Source organism: Streptomyces sp. NPDC047061, from assembly GCF_040643955.1.
Classification (GTDB): Bacteria; Actinomycetota; Actinomycetes; order Streptomycetales; family Streptomycetaceae; genus Streptomyces.
The window spans coordinates 88,371-103,030 of record NZ_JBEYVI010000008.1 but is presented as its reverse complement, the minus strand read 5'-3'; the positions used below and the strand labels follow the sequence as shown (position 1 = coordinate 103,030).

The 14,660-nt window shown below is 69.1% G+C and carries 16 protein-coding genes and 1 tRNA gene; 13 read left to right on the top strand and 4 right to left on the bottom strand.

Annotated elements, in window-relative coordinates; translation table 11 throughout:
* The first annotated feature begins 101 nt into the window (after window positions 1-101).
* The 8 genes from ABZ887_RS15075 to ABZ887_RS15040 all read left to right on the top strand — a co-directional run bounded on the left by ABZ887_RS15075 (window position 102) and on the right by ABZ887_RS15040 (window position 7,827).
* Window positions 102-707: a DUF2017 domain-containing protein gene (locus ABZ887_RS15075; protein ID WP_361288320.1), complete on the top strand. Its 606-nt coding sequence runs from the start codon at window positions 102-104 to the stop codon at window positions 705-707.
* A 343-nt stretch (window positions 708-1,050) separates the two neighbouring features.
* Window positions 1,051-2,499 carry an amino acid permease gene (locus ABZ887_RS15070; RefSeq protein WP_361288317.1) on the top strand — a complete coding sequence of 483 codons (1,449 nt, stop codon included), beginning with the start codon at window positions 1,051-1,053 and terminating at the stop codon, window positions 2,497-2,499.
* 142 nt (window positions 2,500-2,641) lie between these two features.
* Entirely contained in the window at window positions 2,642-3,064 is a 423-nt protein-coding gene (locus ABZ887_RS15065) for a M67 family metallopeptidase (RefSeq protein WP_361288314.1), read from the top strand.
* A gap of 399 nt (window positions 3,065-3,463) precedes the next feature.
* Window positions 3,464-3,559, top strand: coding sequence for a putative leader peptide (locus ABZ887_RS15060; protein ID WP_350784557.1), 96 nt, complete (start codon window positions 3,464-3,466; stop codon window positions 3,557-3,559).
* Between the two features lie 87 nt (window positions 3,560-3,646).
* Entirely contained in the window at window positions 3,647-3,925 is a 279-nt protein-coding gene (locus ABZ887_RS15055; protein WP_361288310.1) for a MoaD/ThiS family protein, read from the top strand.
* Window positions 3,926-3,932: 7 nt separating this feature from the next.
* Window positions 3,933-4,883 (top strand): cysteine synthase, encoded by a 951-nt coding sequence (locus ABZ887_RS15050; RefSeq protein ID WP_361288308.1) that lies wholly within the window; start codon window positions 3,933-3,935, stop codon window positions 4,881-4,883.
* A 245-nt stretch (window positions 4,884-5,128) separates the two neighbouring features.
* Complete coding sequence (locus ABZ887_RS15045) at window positions 5,129-7,207, top strand: putative Ig domain-containing protein (protein WP_361288305.1); 2,079 nt, start codon at window positions 5,129-5,131, stop codon at window positions 7,205-7,207.
* Window positions 7,208-7,329: 122 nt separating this feature from the next.
* Entirely contained in the window at window positions 7,330-7,827 is a 498-nt protein-coding gene (locus tag ABZ887_RS15040; RefSeq protein ID WP_361288302.1) for a hypothetical protein, read from the top strand.
* 3 nt (window positions 7,828-7,830) lie between these two features.
* Here ABZ887_RS15040 and ABZ887_RS15035 read toward each other — a convergent pair whose 3' ends face one another.
* Window positions 7,831-8,289 carry a type II toxin-antitoxin system PemK/MazF family toxin gene (locus tag ABZ887_RS15035; RefSeq protein ID WP_361288299.1) on the bottom strand — a complete coding sequence of 153 codons (459 nt, stop codon included), beginning with the start codon at window positions 8,287-8,289 and terminating at the stop codon, window positions 7,831-7,833.
* Window positions 8,290-8,526: 237 nt separating this feature from the next.
* Here ABZ887_RS15035 and ABZ887_RS15030 point away from each other — a divergent pair, with 237 nt between their 5' ends.
* Window positions 8,527-9,279 carry an MBL fold metallo-hydrolase gene (locus ABZ887_RS15030; RefSeq protein WP_361288296.1) on the top strand — a complete coding sequence of 251 codons (753 nt, stop codon included), beginning with the start codon at window positions 8,527-8,529 and terminating at the stop codon, window positions 9,277-9,279.
* Between the two features lie 86 nt (window positions 9,280-9,365).
* On the opposite strand, the gene ABZ887_RS15025 is transcribed toward ABZ887_RS15030, so the two are convergent.
* Together ABZ887_RS15025 and ABZ887_RS15020 are read right to left on the bottom strand one after the other, a co-directional pair.
* Window positions 9,366-10,613: a PTS transporter subunit EIIC gene (locus tag ABZ887_RS15025; RefSeq protein ID WP_361288293.1), complete on the bottom strand. Its 1,248-nt coding sequence runs from the start codon at window positions 10,611-10,613 to the stop codon at window positions 9,366-9,368.
* Between the two features lie 132 nt (window positions 10,614-10,745).
* Window positions 10,746-12,044 carry a PTS transporter subunit EIIC gene (locus ABZ887_RS15020; RefSeq protein WP_361288290.1) on the bottom strand — a complete coding sequence of 433 codons (1,299 nt, stop codon included), beginning with the start codon at window positions 12,042-12,044 and terminating at the stop codon, window positions 10,746-10,748.
* A gap of 199 nt (window positions 12,045-12,243) precedes the next feature.
* Here ABZ887_RS15020 and ABZ887_RS15015 point away from each other — a divergent pair, with 199 nt between their 5' ends.
* The 4 genes from ABZ887_RS15015 (at window position 12,244) to rdgB (ending at window position 14,512) form a co-directional block, all read left to right on the top strand.
* The gene (locus ABZ887_RS15015; RefSeq protein WP_089106674.1) at window positions 12,244-12,477 is read left to right on the top strand and encodes a PTS glucose/sucrose transporter subunit IIB; all 234 of its coding nucleotides are present in this window, start codon (window positions 12,244-12,246) and stop codon (window positions 12,475-12,477) included.
* An 84-nt stretch (window positions 12,478-12,561) separates the two neighbouring features.
* The gene (rph, locus tag ABZ887_RS15010) at window positions 12,562-13,299 is read left to right on the top strand and encodes a ribonuclease PH (protein WP_361288287.1); all 738 of its coding nucleotides are present in this window, start codon (window positions 12,562-12,564) and stop codon (window positions 13,297-13,299) included.
* 163 nt (window positions 13,300-13,462) lie between these two features.
* Window positions 13,463-13,873: a hypothetical protein gene (locus tag ABZ887_RS15005; RefSeq protein ID WP_361288284.1), complete on the top strand. Its 411-nt coding sequence runs from the start codon at window positions 13,463-13,465 to the stop codon at window positions 13,871-13,873.
* A gap of 33 nt (window positions 13,874-13,906) precedes the next feature.
* Entirely contained in the window at window positions 13,907-14,512 is a 606-nt protein-coding gene (gene rdgB, locus ABZ887_RS15000) for an RdgB/HAM1 family non-canonical purine NTP pyrophosphatase (protein ID WP_361288281.1), read from the top strand.
* A gap of 45 nt (window positions 14,513-14,557) precedes the next feature.
* On the opposite strand, the gene ABZ887_RS14995 is transcribed toward rdgB, so the two are convergent.
* A tRNA-Leu gene (locus tag ABZ887_RS14995) sits at window positions 14,558-14,642 on the bottom strand.
* Between the last annotated feature and the right edge of the window lie 18 nt (window positions 14,643-14,660).

Below are 14,660 nucleotides of genomic sequence, written 5' to 3'. Positions count from 1 at the left end.
GCCCACCGTTCGGCCCACCGTTCGGCCCACCCACCGGCCGGCTCCCCGCTCAGCTCCTCGAACAGCTCCCCGATCAGCTCCGGAAGCAGCGAATCCCCTCCATGCCAGGAATCTTCGAACCGCTCCCCGGCGGCGGCGCGGCCGTCGCGCTCGACGACGTCGAGATCTCCATCATCCGGTCGCTGGCCGTCCAGCTCCTGGAACTCATCGGCCCCGGCCCCGCCGAGGACGCCCCCGACGACCCGCTCGCCGAGCTGTTCGCCGAGGGGCCCAGCGAGGCGCCCAGCGACCCGGTGCTGCGCCGGCTCTTCCCGGACGCCTACTGCGACCCGGAGCGGCTGCCGCAGACCCCGGAGGAGGCTGAGGAGCGGCAGGCCCACTCCGCCGAGTTCCGCCGCTACACCGAGAACGACCTCAGGGCGGGCAAGCGGGAGACCGCCCTCGCGGTGATCCGCTCCCTGGACGCCCTCGTCCCGGAGGAGAAGGGCGACGCGGTCCTCAAGCTGACGCCCGAGGAGTCCCGGCAGTGGCTCGGCGCCCTCACCGACCTGCGCCTCGCGATCGGTTCCCGCCTCGACATCACCGACGAGGACGACACCGACCTGCTCTACCGGCTCCCGGACGAGGACCCGCGCAAGCCGATGGTGATGGCGTACCTGTGGCTCGGCGGCCTCCAGGAGACCCTGGTCGCGACCCTTATGCCGTAATCCGCACCGAATTCCTCCCGGTCTCGCGTTCGCTCAGAGGACGCTCAAATCCGGATAACGATCCCGTCACCGTTGCGGCCTGGTATGGCGGTTTTGGTCGCGTTTTGTCCGCTTCTTCCAGTGGTGTGCGCCACAATCCCTCTCGGCGGAATCCGGTGATCAGTGTTGCGGCCGTGATAAATCTTCACGACCGCCCGGCGAACACCACCCACGTGTACGTCCGGGTGCGCCACCGAACCGGCCACCACCGGTCAGGCACCGCTCCAGCAATCCGGGGGGATCGAAACCCGATCCGAGGCCGACGAGAGGCCCGGGTCGGCATGGAGAAAGGCGCACACCACACATGACCTCCGCTCAGGTCGACACGTCGGGGAACTCCTCCGGGACCTCCGAAGCCCCCGAAGAGGGGTACGAGCGCGGGCTCGGCAGCCGCCAGGTCCAGATGATCGCGATCGGCGGCGCCATCGGCGTCGGGCTCTTCCTGGGTGCCGGGGCGAACATCGCCAAGGCCGGTCCCAGCCTCATCCTGATGTACGCCCTCGCCGGCGGCATCATCTTCTTCATCATGCGGGCCCTCGGCGAGCTCCTGCTCTACCGTCCGGTCTCCGGCTCCTTCGCCGAGTACTCCCGCGAGTTCCTCGGCCCGTTCTTCGGCTACTTCACCGGCTGGACGTACTGGCTGATGTGGGTCGTGACGGGCATGGCGGAGCTCACCGCCGCCGCGATCTACGTGAACTACTGGTTCCCGCAGGTCCCGCAGTGGGTGACCGCGCTGGTCTTCCTGGTGATCCTCTTCGGGGTCAACCTGATCTCGGTCAAGGTCTTCGGAGAGCTGGAGTTCTGGTTCTCCATGGTCAAGGTCACCGCCCTGATCGGCATGATCGTGATCGGTCTCGGCGTCCTCACCTTCGGCTTCAGCGCCGCCGGTGACACCGCCTCGGTCGCGAACCTCTACCAGTTCGACGGCTTCTTCCCCAAGGGCGTCGGCTCCTCCCTGATGACCCTGCAGGGCGTCATGTTCGCCTACCTCGCGGTCGAGCTGGTCGGCGTCACCGCCGGCGAGTCGGAGAACCCGGAGAAGACCCTCCCCAAGGCGATCAACACCCTCCCCTGGCGGATCGCCCTCTTCTACGTCGGCGCGCTCACCGTCATCCTCTGCGTCGTGAAGTGGACGGAGTTCGCCCCGGGCGTCAGCCCCTTCGTGGCCGCCTTCGCGAAGATCGGCATCCCGGCCGGCGCCGGCATCGTCAACTTCGTCGTCCTCACCGCCGCCCTGTCCTCCTGCAACTCCGGCATGTACTCCACGGGCCGCATGCTGCGGAACCTGGCCGACAGCGGCGAGGCCCCGGCCGTGTTCCGCAAGCTGTCCGCGTCGAAGACCCCGGCGCTCGGCATCACCGTCTCGGTCCTCTTCATGGGCATCGGCGTGATCCTCAACTACGTCGTCCCGGAGAAGGCGTTCGGCTACGTCACCTCCGTCGCCACTGCGGCCGGCATCTGGACCTGGCTGATGATCCTGATCAGCCACGTCCGCTACCGCCGCGCGGTCGACGCGGGCCGCCTGCCGGCCTCCGCCTTCCCGGCCCCCGGCGGCGCGAAGTGCAGCTGGATCGCGATCGTCTTCCTCCTCTTCGTCACCGGCCTGATCGCCTACGACGGCGACTCCCGGATCTGCCTGTACGTGATGGCCGGCTGGGCCGCCGCGCTGGGCGTCGGCTGGCTGGTCCTGAAGAACCGCAACCCCGAGGTCGCCGAGCGCCGCGAGCCGGCACCGCTGGAAAAGGTGGGCTGACCCAAGACCAACCCCTCCAGGACGCCCGCCGCAGGGGAGCACTCGTGGCGCCCCCCTGCGGCAGCCGCTCAGGGCGTCCGGCATCCGGGCCGTCCCGTACCAGCCTTCGGTACGGGGCGGCCCTCTGCTTATCCTGGCGACCATGCTGACCATCACCCAGGCCCTCGTCGACCAGATCGTCGCCCACGCGCGCAAGGACCACCCCGACGAGGCGTGCGGCGTCGTCGCGGGCCCGGCGGGCTCGGACCGCCCCCAGCGGTTCATCCCGATGCTGAACGCGGCGATGTCCCCGACGTTCTACGAGTTCGACTCCGGCGACCTCTTGAAGCTGTACCGGGAGATGGACGACCGCGACGAGGAGCCGGTGGTCGTCTACCACTCCCACACGGCGACGGAGGCGTACCCCTCCCGGACCGACATCTCGTACGCCAACGAGCCCGGCGCCCACTACGTCCTCGTCTCCACCGCCGACACCGACGGCCTGGGCGACTTCCAGTTCCGCTCGTACCGCATCGTGGACGGCGAGGTGACGGAGGAGGAGATCAGCATCGTCGAGGCGTACTAGCTTCTCCGCCGCCGACCCTGCTCTCCACAGCCGACCTCGCTCTGCGCAGTCGGCCTTCCCCTCTGCCGCCCACCCTCCGCCGGTGCCTTGTTTCCTCCGCTCACCTTTTCCAGTGGCTCGTCCTTCTTCGCCGCTCAACCAGACTCCTCCGCTGCCCGCCCTCCGCCCGCCTTTTCTTTCCGCCGCAGCGGCGCTCGGCCGCGACGGCGGATTCCGGCGGTGCCGGACCGGCCGGTGGGCACCTGCGGGCCGGTGGGGGCTGAGCGCGCCCACGCGGCGGAGCCGCATATCGATACAGCCCCGCGCCCCTGGGTCGGTCATCTCAGGCCTCGGTCAAAAAGTGTCCGGCATGTGGAATCACACTCCGGAACCGGCACCGGGAATCGATACGATGACCCCATGGTTCTGAACGACGTGGGCGACAAGGCGCGGGGCACCCTGCTCGTGGCGCGGCTGCACGTCGATCTGTGCAGGCTGAACAGCGCCATCTGTTGACGTTTCCCTGCCGCCGTACGGCCATGAGCCGCGGCGTGCTGCTGTGCGCGCCCAACCACCCAGACTTCCCGACAGGAGCCCGCAACCATGGCCATCGAGGTCCGCATCCCGACCATCCTCCGCCAGTACACCGACGGTCAGAAGGCGGTGGAGGGCAGTGGTGAGACCATCGCCGACCTCTTCAACGACCTCGAGACCCGGCACACCGGCATCCACGCCCGCATCGTGGACGACGGCAAGCTGCGCCGCTTCGTGAACGTGTACCTGAACGACGAGGACGTCCGTTTCGTCGACGGCATCAACACCAAGCTCACCGACGGCGACACCGTGACGATCCTGCCGGCCGTCGCCGGCGGCATGGCCTGAGATCTCCATGCGCTACGACTCCCCGTTGGCCGCGGTCGGCAACACCCCCCTGGTGTGCCTGCCGCGGCTCTCGCCGTCCGCCGACGTCCGGATCTGGGCCAAGCTGGAGGACCGCAACCCGACCGGCTCGGTCAAGGACCGTCCCGCCCTGCACATGATCGAGCAGGCGGAGAAGGACGGCCGGCTCACCCCGGGCTGCACCATCCTGGAGCCGACGTCGGGCAACACCGGCATCTCGCTGGCGATGGCCGCCAAGCTCAAGGGCTACCGCATGGTCTGCGTGATGCCCGAGAACACCTCGCAGGAGCGCCGGGACCTGCTGGGGATGTGGGGCGCGGAGATCATCTCCAGCCCGGCCGCGGGTGGTTCCAACACCGCGGTGCGGGTGGCCAAGGAGCTGTCCGCCGAGCATCCGGACTGGGTGATGCTCTACCAGTACGGCAACCCGGACAACGCCGGTGCGCACTACGCGACCACCGGTCCGGAGATCCTCGCCGACCTGCCGTCCGTCACGCACTTCGTCGCGGGGCTGGGGACCACCGGCACGCTGATGGGTGTCGGGCGGTATCTGCGGGAGCACAAGCCGGACGTGAAGATCGTCGCCGCCGAACCCCGGTACGACGACCTCGTGTACGGGCTCAGGAACCTCGACGAGGGCTTCGTGCCCGAGCTGTACGACGCCTCCGTGCTTACCACCCGGTTCTCGGTCGGCTCCGCGGACGCGGTGACCCGGACCCGGGACCTCCTCCAGCAGGAGGGCATCTTCGCGGGCATCTCCACCGGCGCCGCGCTGCACGCCGCGATCGGCGTCGGGAAGAAGGCCGTCCAGGCCGGCGAGAGCGCGGACATCGTGTTCGTGGTCGCCGACGGCGGCTGGAAGTACCTGTCGACCGGCGTGTACACCGCCGCCACGACCGAGGAAGCCATCGAGACCCTGCAGGGTCAGCTCTGGGCATAGCGCTCATCATGTACGCGCCAACCCCCTCCTATGAGGGGGCTAAGCGCTGCCTATGGCGCGGCAAAGATCTTCGTCCGGGGGAACCGGTCCCCGGTGAACCCGGCTAGGTTCCTCACCGTCCTGTCATGCCACGCTCATCGGCATACCAGGGTGTTCGAAGTGTCATGCTCATGACCGCGCACTCTGCCGCCGCTACGCGCGTCACGGGCCTGCCTTGTAACCCCACCGATGGAGGCAGTACCCCCATGCGTGAATCACGACGGAGCCTGCGAAGACTTCTGGCCTTCGCCTTCCCCGCCCTCGCCCTCGCCGTCTCCGGTTTCGTCGCGGCACCGACCGCACAGGCACAGGCATCGGCACAGACCATCGCCCCCCGGGCCACCGCCCAGACCACCCGGGCCGCCCAGAACTCCAAGGCCCTCACCGACCCCGCCCGGCAGGCCGTGCACAGCACCGGCAAGGCCGGGCAGAAGGTGCCCACCAAGCACCTGTGCGCCACCGTCTCCAAGCCCGGTGAGGTCAACTGCTTCGCGCAGCGCCGCACCGACATCAAGCAGCAGCTGTCCGCCGCGCTCGCCGCCGCCCCCTCCGGCCTGAGCCCCACCAACCTGCACAGCGCCTACAACCTGCCCTCGACCGGCGGTTCCGGCCTGACGGTCGCCGTGGTCGACGCCTACAACGACCCGAACGCCGCCTCGGACCTGGCCACCTACCGCTCCACGTACGGCCTGTCCGCGTGCACCGTCGCCAACGGCTGCTTCAAGCAGGTCAGCCAGACCGGTTCGACGACCTCGCTGCCCACGAACGACTCCGGCTGGGCCGGCGAGGAAGCGCTCGACATCGACATGGTCAGCGCCGTCTGCCCGAACTGCAACATCATCCTCGTCGAGGCCAGCTCCGCCACCGACTCCGACCTCGGCACCGCCGAGAACGAGGCCGTCGCGCTCGGCGCCAAGTTCGTCTCCAACAGCTGGGGCGGCTCCGAGTCCTCCTCCCAGACCAGCGAGGACACCTCGTACTTCAAGCACCCGGGTGTCGCGATCACCGTCTCCGCCGGTGACAGCGACTACGGCGCCGAGTACCCGGCGACCTCCCAGTACGTGACCGCCGTCGGCGGCACCGCGCTCTCCACCTCCTCCTCCACCCGCGGCTGGACCGAGTCCGTCTGGAAGACCAGCTCCTCCGAGGGCACCGGCTCCGGCTGCTCCGCCTACGACGCGAAGCCGAGCTGGCAGACCGACACCGGCTGCACCAAGCGCATGGAGTCCGACGTCTCCGCGGTCGCCGACCCGGCCACCGGCGTGGCGGTCTACGACACCTACGGCGGCTCCGGCTGGGCGGTCTACGGCGGTACGAGTGCCTCCTCGCCGATCATCGCCGGCGTGTACGCCCTCGCGGGCACCCCGGGTTCGAGCGACTACCCGGCGAAGTACCCGTACTCCCACACCAGCAACCTGTACGACGTGACCAGCGGCAACAACGGCTCCTGCTCGACGTCGTACTTCTGCACCGCGGGCACCGGCTACGACGGCCCGACCGGCTGGGGCACCCCGAACGGCACCACCGCCTTCGCCTCCGGCACCAGCACCGGCAACACGGTGACCGTCACCAACCCGGGCAGCCAGTCCACCGCGACCGGCTCCTCGGTCAGCCTGCAGATCTCGGCCTCCGACAGCGCGGGCGCGACCCTCACCTACAGCGCCAGCGGCCTGCCCACCGGCCTGTCCATCTCCAGTTCCACCGGCCTGATCTCCGGCACGGCGTCCACCGCGGGCACCTACAGCGCCACCGTCACCGCGACCGACTCCACCGGCGCCTCCGGCTCGGCCTCCTTCACCTGGACCGTCAGCACCAGCGGCGGCGGCACCTGCACCTCGTCCCAGCTGCTCGGCAACCCCGGCTTCGAGTCGGGCAACACCACCTGGACCGCGAGCAGCGGTGTCATCACCAACTCCAGCAGCGAGGCCGCCCACGCGGGCTCGTACAAGGCGTGGCTCGACGGCTACGGCTCGACCCACACCGACACGCTGTCCCAGTCGGTGACGATCCCGTCCGGCTGCACCGCCACCACCTTCACCTTCTACCTGCACGTCGACACGGCCGAGACCACCACCAGCACCCAGTACGACAAGCTGACGGTCACCGCCGGTTCGACCACCCTGGCCACGTACTCCAACCTCAACGCGGCCACCGGATACGTGCAGAAGTCCTTCAGCCTCGGGTCCTACGCGGGCTCGACCGTCACCCTGAAGTTCAGCGGTGTCGAGGACTCCTCGCTCCAGACCAGCTTCGTCGTCGACGACACCGCCGTCACGACCGGCTGACCCCTCCCGTGCACTGACCGGATCCCGCGCCCGGAAGCCGTCCGGGTGCGGGATCCGTACGAGCGGCGGATACGTCATATCGGCACCAAGGGTCCGTTCCCCGACGGAAAGGCGGACACCCCATGCGCCGTACGACGTTCCACCGCGCGTCTCTCGCCGCGGCGAGCCTGCTCCTGCTGGCGGGCTGCGGCTCCCAGGGCGGAGGCGGCGACAAGGGCAGCGGCGCGGTGTCCCCGAAACCGACGCCGACCCCGACCCCGAGCGTGACCTCGACACCCACCCCCTCCGCCGGCTGCACGCCCGTGACCTCCGAGCTCACCACCGCCGACAGCGGCCGTACCTTCTGCCTGGCCCAGGACGGCACCCTCCGGATCACCCTGGACGGGACCGAGCAGCGCCCCTGGAAGAAGATCACCGCGGCCGGGGACACGGCCGCCCTCAAGGAGATCAACTACGGGATCATGCTCCGGGGCGGCGACGCCGGATCCGCCTTCCAGGCGGCGGCCGCCGGGACCGTCACCCTCTCCGCCACCCGCCCGCTGTGCGCCGAGCCCACCGCGCCCGGCGGAGTCTCCTGCAAGGGCATCCAGGAGTGGCAGGTCACGGTGAAGGTGAACTGAGCCTCAGTCGGCCAGGTGCCGCACCTGGTCCCACAGCACCGGGTCGACCACGCCCACCCGGCGCCGGAACTCCCACACCGCGATCTCCCGCAGCTCGTCCGTCTCCAGGAAACTCGGCCGGCCCTGGGCGTCCCCGACCGAGCCGGGCGGCAGCGGGATCACCCCGGCGCGCTCGTCGTGGTACTTGCTGGTGATCTTCGCGATCGTCGCCCGGTCGCCGCGCACGGCCAGCACCAGACAGGGCCGGTCCTTGGCGCCCGGGCCGTCCTCGTAGGGCACGTTGGCCCACCAGATGTCCCCCGGATGAGGCCGCCCGAGCTGCCCGCGCGTGCCACGCGGATGCCCCGGCGGTCGGGTGCGGTGCCCGCGCGGCCGGTGGCCCCTGCCCCAGCCGTCCACGAGCGTGGCGACCAACGCCAGCAGGACGACTGCCGCGAGCGCGAGCCACCATGACGTGTCCATACGACGACGTTACCGGCGCGAGATAATCGACGCGCGCCCTTACGCGATCCTCATGCGCCCCCGGTCCAGCCGAACCGGTGACACCACAGGTGAGTTCGCCCACAACGGCCCCTGGCGGAGGAGCGACCGGCTCTTTTGCGCCTTACGCTCGACAAACCGCACGACCCCCGTCATGCCCTTTTTCCCGACTCCAGTTCCCAGCGCATCTGGGTTTCCGCCAACGGAGGTTTCTGCTTCATGAAGCTCACCGTCGTCGGCTGCTCGGGGTCGTTCCCGTCCGCGGAATCGGCCTGTTCGAGCTACCTCGTAGAGGCCGACGGCTTCCGGCTGCTCCTCGACATGGGCAACGGCGCCCTGGGCGAGCTGCAGCGCCACTGCGGTCTCTACGACCTCGACGCGATCTTCCTGAGCCATCTGCACGCCGACCACTGCATCGACATGTGCGCCTACTTCGTGGCGCGCTACTACCGCCACGACGGCGGACCGTGCCCCCCGCTCCCGGTCTACGGCCCCGAGGGCACCGAGCACCGCCTGACCACGGCCTACGCCGACACCCCGACCGCCTCCTCGATGAGCGAGGTCTTCGACTTCCACACCGTGAAGCCGTCCACGTTCGACGTCGGCCCCTTCACGGTCCACACCGAGCGGGTCCGGCACCCCGTGGAGGCGTACGGCATCCGCGTCGAGCACGCCGGGAAGTCCCTGACGTACTCGGGCGACACCGGGGTCACCGAGGCGCTGGAGGACCTGGCCCGGGACACCGACCTGTTCCTGTGCGAGGCCGCCTTCACGCACGGCAAGGAGAACATCCCGGACCTGCACCTCAACGGCCGCGAGGCCGGCGAGACCGCGGCCCGGGCCGGCGCCCGCCGCCTGGTCCTCACCCACATCCCGCCGTGGACCGACCCCGCCGTCAACCTCGCCGACGCCCGCGAGGTCTTCGACGGCCCGGTGGATCTCGCGGCGCCGAGGGTGACGTACGAGATCTGACACGTGTACGGCGTTCAGGGCCGTACGACGCGACGAAGGCCCCCGCCGCCGCGGGGGCCTTCGTCATGTGCGCTGCCGGGAGGGACTCACGCCTTAGTGAGGTCCTCGATCTCCTCCTCGGGCTCGCGGCCCGGGGTGGGGAGGTTGAAGCGGACGATGGCGAAGCGGAAGACGAAGTAGTAGATCGCTCCGAACACCAGGCCGATCGGGATGATCAGCCAGGGCTTGGTCGCCAGGTTCCAGTTGAGTATGTAGTCGATGACACCCGCGGAGAAGGTGAAGCCCGCATGCACCCCGAGCGCCCAGGTGATCGCCATGGACAGGGCGGTGAGCACCGCGTGGATCACGTACAGCAGCGGCGCGATGAACATGAAGGTGAACTCGATCGGCTCGGTCACACCGGTCACGAAGGAGGTCAGCGCCATCGACAGCATCATGCCCATCACGGCCGCGCGACGCTCCGGGCGGGCGGTGTGCGCGATGGCCAGGGCGGCGGCCGGGAGGCCGAACATCATGATGGGGAAGAAGCCGGACATGAACTGACCGGCGGTCGGGTCACCGGCGAAGAAGCGGGTCAGGTCGCCGTGCACGATCGTGCCGGACGCCGTCTTGTAGTCGCCGATCTGGAACCAGGAGACGGTGTTCACGAACTGGTGCATGCCGACCGGGATCAGCGCGCGGTTGATGAGACCGAACAGGGCGGCACCGAAGGCACCCAGGCCCGTGATCCACTCACCGAAGTTGGAGATGCCCTCGCCGATCGGCTTCCAGACCAGACCGAAGAAGACGCCCATGACCGTGCCGACGAAGGCCATGATGATCGGGACGAGCCGGCGGCCGTTGAAGAAGCCGAGCCAGTCCACCAGCTTGGTCCGATGGAACCGCTGCCAGACCACCGCGCCCAGCAGACCCATCACCAGGCCGCCGAGCACACCGGGGTTGTTGAAGGTCGCGGGGACGTCCGCGCCCTTCAGGATCTGCGCGTCGGTGACGGGGAACGCGGTGAGCACGTTCTTGTAGACCAGGAAGCCGACCAGGGCGGCCAGCGCCGTGGAGCCGTCCGCCTTCTTGGCGAAGCCGATCGCGACGCCGATACAGAAGAGCATCGGGAGGTTGTCGAAGATCGCGCCGCCCGCCGTGGCGAAGACCGAGGTGACCTTGTCGGGCAGGTGCAGCTTGTCGTGGATGTCCTGCTGACCGAAGCGGAGCAGCAGACCAGCCGCCGGCAGCACGGCGATCGGGAGCTGGAGGCTACGGCCGACCTTCTGCAGGCCCTGGAAAAGACCGGATCCCCACTTCTTTGTGGGGGCCGCCGTCGCGGTGGCGGTTGTCATACTTCCTCCATCGGTGGTGGTCTACACCACTCAGTGGTGTAGACCTGTTGTACACGATGGGGGCGATATAAGGAACCCGTCAATTCCGCAACCGGAGCGCTACGCGCTGTACGCCATAGGGCGACAGGCTGCTTAAGCCTTGGTGACGTCCTCCACTTCATCCTCCGGTTCCCTGCCCGGGGTCTTCAGGTCGAACCGCGTGATGGCGAACCGGAAGATCACGTAGTAGACCGCCGCGAAGCACAGACCGATCGGGATGATCGCCCAAGGCCGCGTCGCCAGCTTCCAGTTGATGACGTAGTCGATCAGCCCCGCCGAGAAACTGAACCCGTCGTGCACCCCCAGCCCCCACGTCACCGCCATCGACGCCCCCGTCAGCACCGCGTGCACCACGTACAACAGCGGCGCGATGAACAGGAACGAGTACTCCAGCGGCTCGGTGATGCCGGTCACGAACGACGTCAGCGCCACCGACAGCATCAGGCCGCCGATCTCCTTGCGCCGGTGCGGCTTCGCACAGTGCGTCATGGCCAGCGCGGCGGCCGGCAGCGCGAACATCATGATCGGGAAGAACCCCGACGTGAACTGACCCGCGTCCGGATCACCCGCCAGGAACATGTTGATGTCACCGTGCACCGTCTGCCCGTCGGGCGTGGTGTAACTGCCGAACTGGAACCAGATGGGCACGTTCAGGAACTGGTGCAGCCCGACCACCAGCAAAGCCCGGTTCGCGACCCCGAACACCCCCGCACCCCACGCCCCCGCGTCCCGCAACCAGTGACTGAAGCTCTCCAGCCCCCCGCCGACCGGCGGCCAGACCCACAGACACAACGCGGCGAACACGATGGCCACGAACGACATGATGATCGGGACCAGCCGCCGCCCGTTGAAGAACCCCAGCCAGTCCACCAGCCGCGTCCGGTGGTACCGCGCCCAGAAGAACGCCGTCAGCAGCCCCAGCGCGATCCCCCCGAACACCCCCGGGTTCTGGAACGTGAACGTCGACACCGACCCGTCCCGCACCTGGCACCCGATCCCCGGCAACACCCTCGAACCACCGGGACAGTCCTCCGGGAACTGATGCAGCACCCCGTAATAGACGAGAAAGCCCGCCACCGCCGCCAGCGCCGTCGAACCGTCCGCCTTCTTCGCCATGCCGATCGCGACCCCGACACAGAACAGCAGCGGCAACCCCACCGAACCGTCCAGCAGCGCCCCGCCCGCCCCCTTCATCACCTTGGACACGGCCGTCCAGCCAAGACCCTGGTCACCGAACACGTCCGGCTGACCCAGCCGGTTCAGGATCCCCGCCGCCGGCAGCACCGCGATCGGCAGCTGAAGACTGCGCCCCATCTTCTGCAGCCCCTGGAACAACACGTTCCACCGCTCCCGCGCGGGACGTGCCGTACTGTCGGCGCTCTCGGCACTCATGGGCGCGTCCTCCGGGCCGCTCGGCTGCACCGCGGGTCGCCGCGGGGGTTTGTCGACCGCCCACCAGCTGGTGTAGACCAGTCGACGACGGTTCCGCCGCGGTGCTCGCCATCATTCGGCACCCGCGGTACGGCCGCTCGCAAAGATGGGCCAACTGTGGGTTACTGCGACAAAGCGGTTCGGATCAGGGAGAAGGAACATGGCCAGCAAGGCTGAGAAGATCGTCGCCGGCCTCGGCGGAATCGAGAACATCGACGAGATCGAAGGCTGCATCACCCGGCTGCGCACCGAGGTCCACGACGCCTCGCTGGTCGACGACGCCGCGCTCAAGGCCGCCGGCGCCCACGGCGTCGTCAAGATGGGAACCGCCATCCAGGTCGTCATCGGCACCGACGCCGACCCGATCGCCGCGGAGATCGAAGACATGATGTGAGCGACACCGCTCGCCCCCAAGGGGCCCCTCCCCTCCTGGGGAGGGGCCCCTTCCCGTGCTCACGCTCCGGATAGGCTCGTCGCCATGTCTCGAATCGACGGCCGCACCCCCGAACAACTCCGCCCGGTCACCATCGAACGCGGCTGGAGCAAGCACGCCGAGGGCTCCGTCCTCGTCTCCTTCGGCGACACCAAGGTCTTCTGCACCGCCTCCGTCACCGAAGGCGTCCCCCGCTGGCGCAAGGGCAGCGGCGAGGGCTGGGTCACCGCGGAATACAGCATGCTCCCCCGCGCCACCAACACCCGCGGCGACCGCGAGTCCGTCAAGGGCAGGATCGGCGGCCGCACCCACGAGATCTCCCGCCTCATCGGCCGCTCCCTCCGCGCCGTCATCGACTACAAGGCCCTCGGCGAGAACACGATCGTCCTGGACTGCGATGTGTTGCAGGCGGACGGCGGCACCCGCACGGCGGCGATCACCGGCGCGTACGTGGCGTTGGCCGACGCCGTCACCTGGGCGAAGGAACGCAAGCTCGTCAAGGCCGGCCGCCAGCCCCTCACCGGCACCGTCTCGGCCGTCTCCGTCGGCATCGTCGGCGCGGTCCCCCTCCTCGACCTCTGCTACGAGGAGGACGTCAAGGCCGAGACCGACATGAACGTCGTCTGCACCGGCGACGGCCGCTTCGTCGAGGTCCAGGGCACCGCCGAGGCCGAACCCTTCGCCCGCGACGAACTCAACGCCCTCCTCGACCTCGCCGTCGCCGGCTGCACCGACCTGGCCACCATCCAGCAGACGGCACTCGACGAGGCACTCAAGAAGTAGCGGCAGAGGTAGCGGCAGGAATAGCGGTCGAAGTAAAGGGAAGGGAAAAACCCGAGGTACGACGGGGCAACCCCGACGACCGACCCCGCGTCCCTATCAATACGGGCGCACGGCACGTACAACCGTGCGCCCGGCCAGCCGTACCACGGGGAGGGACACCACCATGGCCGCCAGCCGACGCCGAGGACGCCGTCGCGTCACCACCACCATCGCCGCCGTAGCCGCGACCGCCGCACTCGCCACCGCCCTCCTCACCGGCTGCGACTCCGTCAACACGGCACTCGACTGCGTCCGCACCGCCGACTCCATCGCCGACAGCGTCACCGCACTCCAGCAGGCCGTGGAGAACGCCGCCGACGACCCCACCCGCACCGAGGCCTCCCTCGACTCCATCCAGCAGAACCTCAAGAAGATCGGCGACAAGACCGACGACGCCGACGTCAACAAGGCGGTCGACCACCTCGAGCAGGCCGTGGACAACGTCCGCACGGCCGTCAGGAACGGCGACTCCACCCCCGACGTCACCCCGGTCACCGACGCGGCCGGCGAACTGACCAAGGTCTGCACCCCGTAAGGCACCGCCCCGGCCCTTGCGATACTGCTGGCCATGACGACCCGCCTGATCCTCGCCACCCGCAACGCCGGAAAGATCACCGAGCTGCACTCGATCCTCGCGGAGGCGGGGCTGCCCCACGAACTGGTGGGCGCGGACGCGTACCCCGACATCCCCGACGTCAAGGAAACAGGCGTCACCTTCGCCGAGAACGCGTTGCTGAAGGCCCACGCCCTCGCCCAGGCCACCGGCCTCCCCGCCGTCGCCGACGACTCCGGCCTCTGCGTGGACGTCCTGAACGGCGCCCCCGGCATCTTCTCCGCCCGCTGGGCCGGCCGCCACGGCGACGACAAGGCCAACCTCGACCTGCTCCTCGCCCAGCTCTCCGACATCGCCGACGAACACCGATCCGCCCACTTCGCCTGCGCGGCGGCCCTCGCCCTCCCGGACGGCACGGAACGCGTCGTCGAGGGCCAACTCTGCGGCTCCCTGCGCCACACGCCCTCCGGCACCAACGGCTTCGGCTACGACCCCATCCTCCAGCCGAACGGCGAGTCCCGGACCTGCGCCGAACTGACCCCGGCAGAGAAGAACGCGATCAGCCACCGGGGGAAGGCGTTCCGGGCGTTGGTGCCGGTGGTGCGGGAGCTGTTGGGCTGAAGGGCGAGAAAGGGGCTGCCTGGTCGGGCAGCCCCTTTGTGCGCGTGCGGCCGGTGGGACTCGAACCCACACGGGTGTGAACCCACTGGGACCTAAACCCAGCATGACTGCCAAATTCCATCACGGCCGCTCAAAAACGGTCATCACA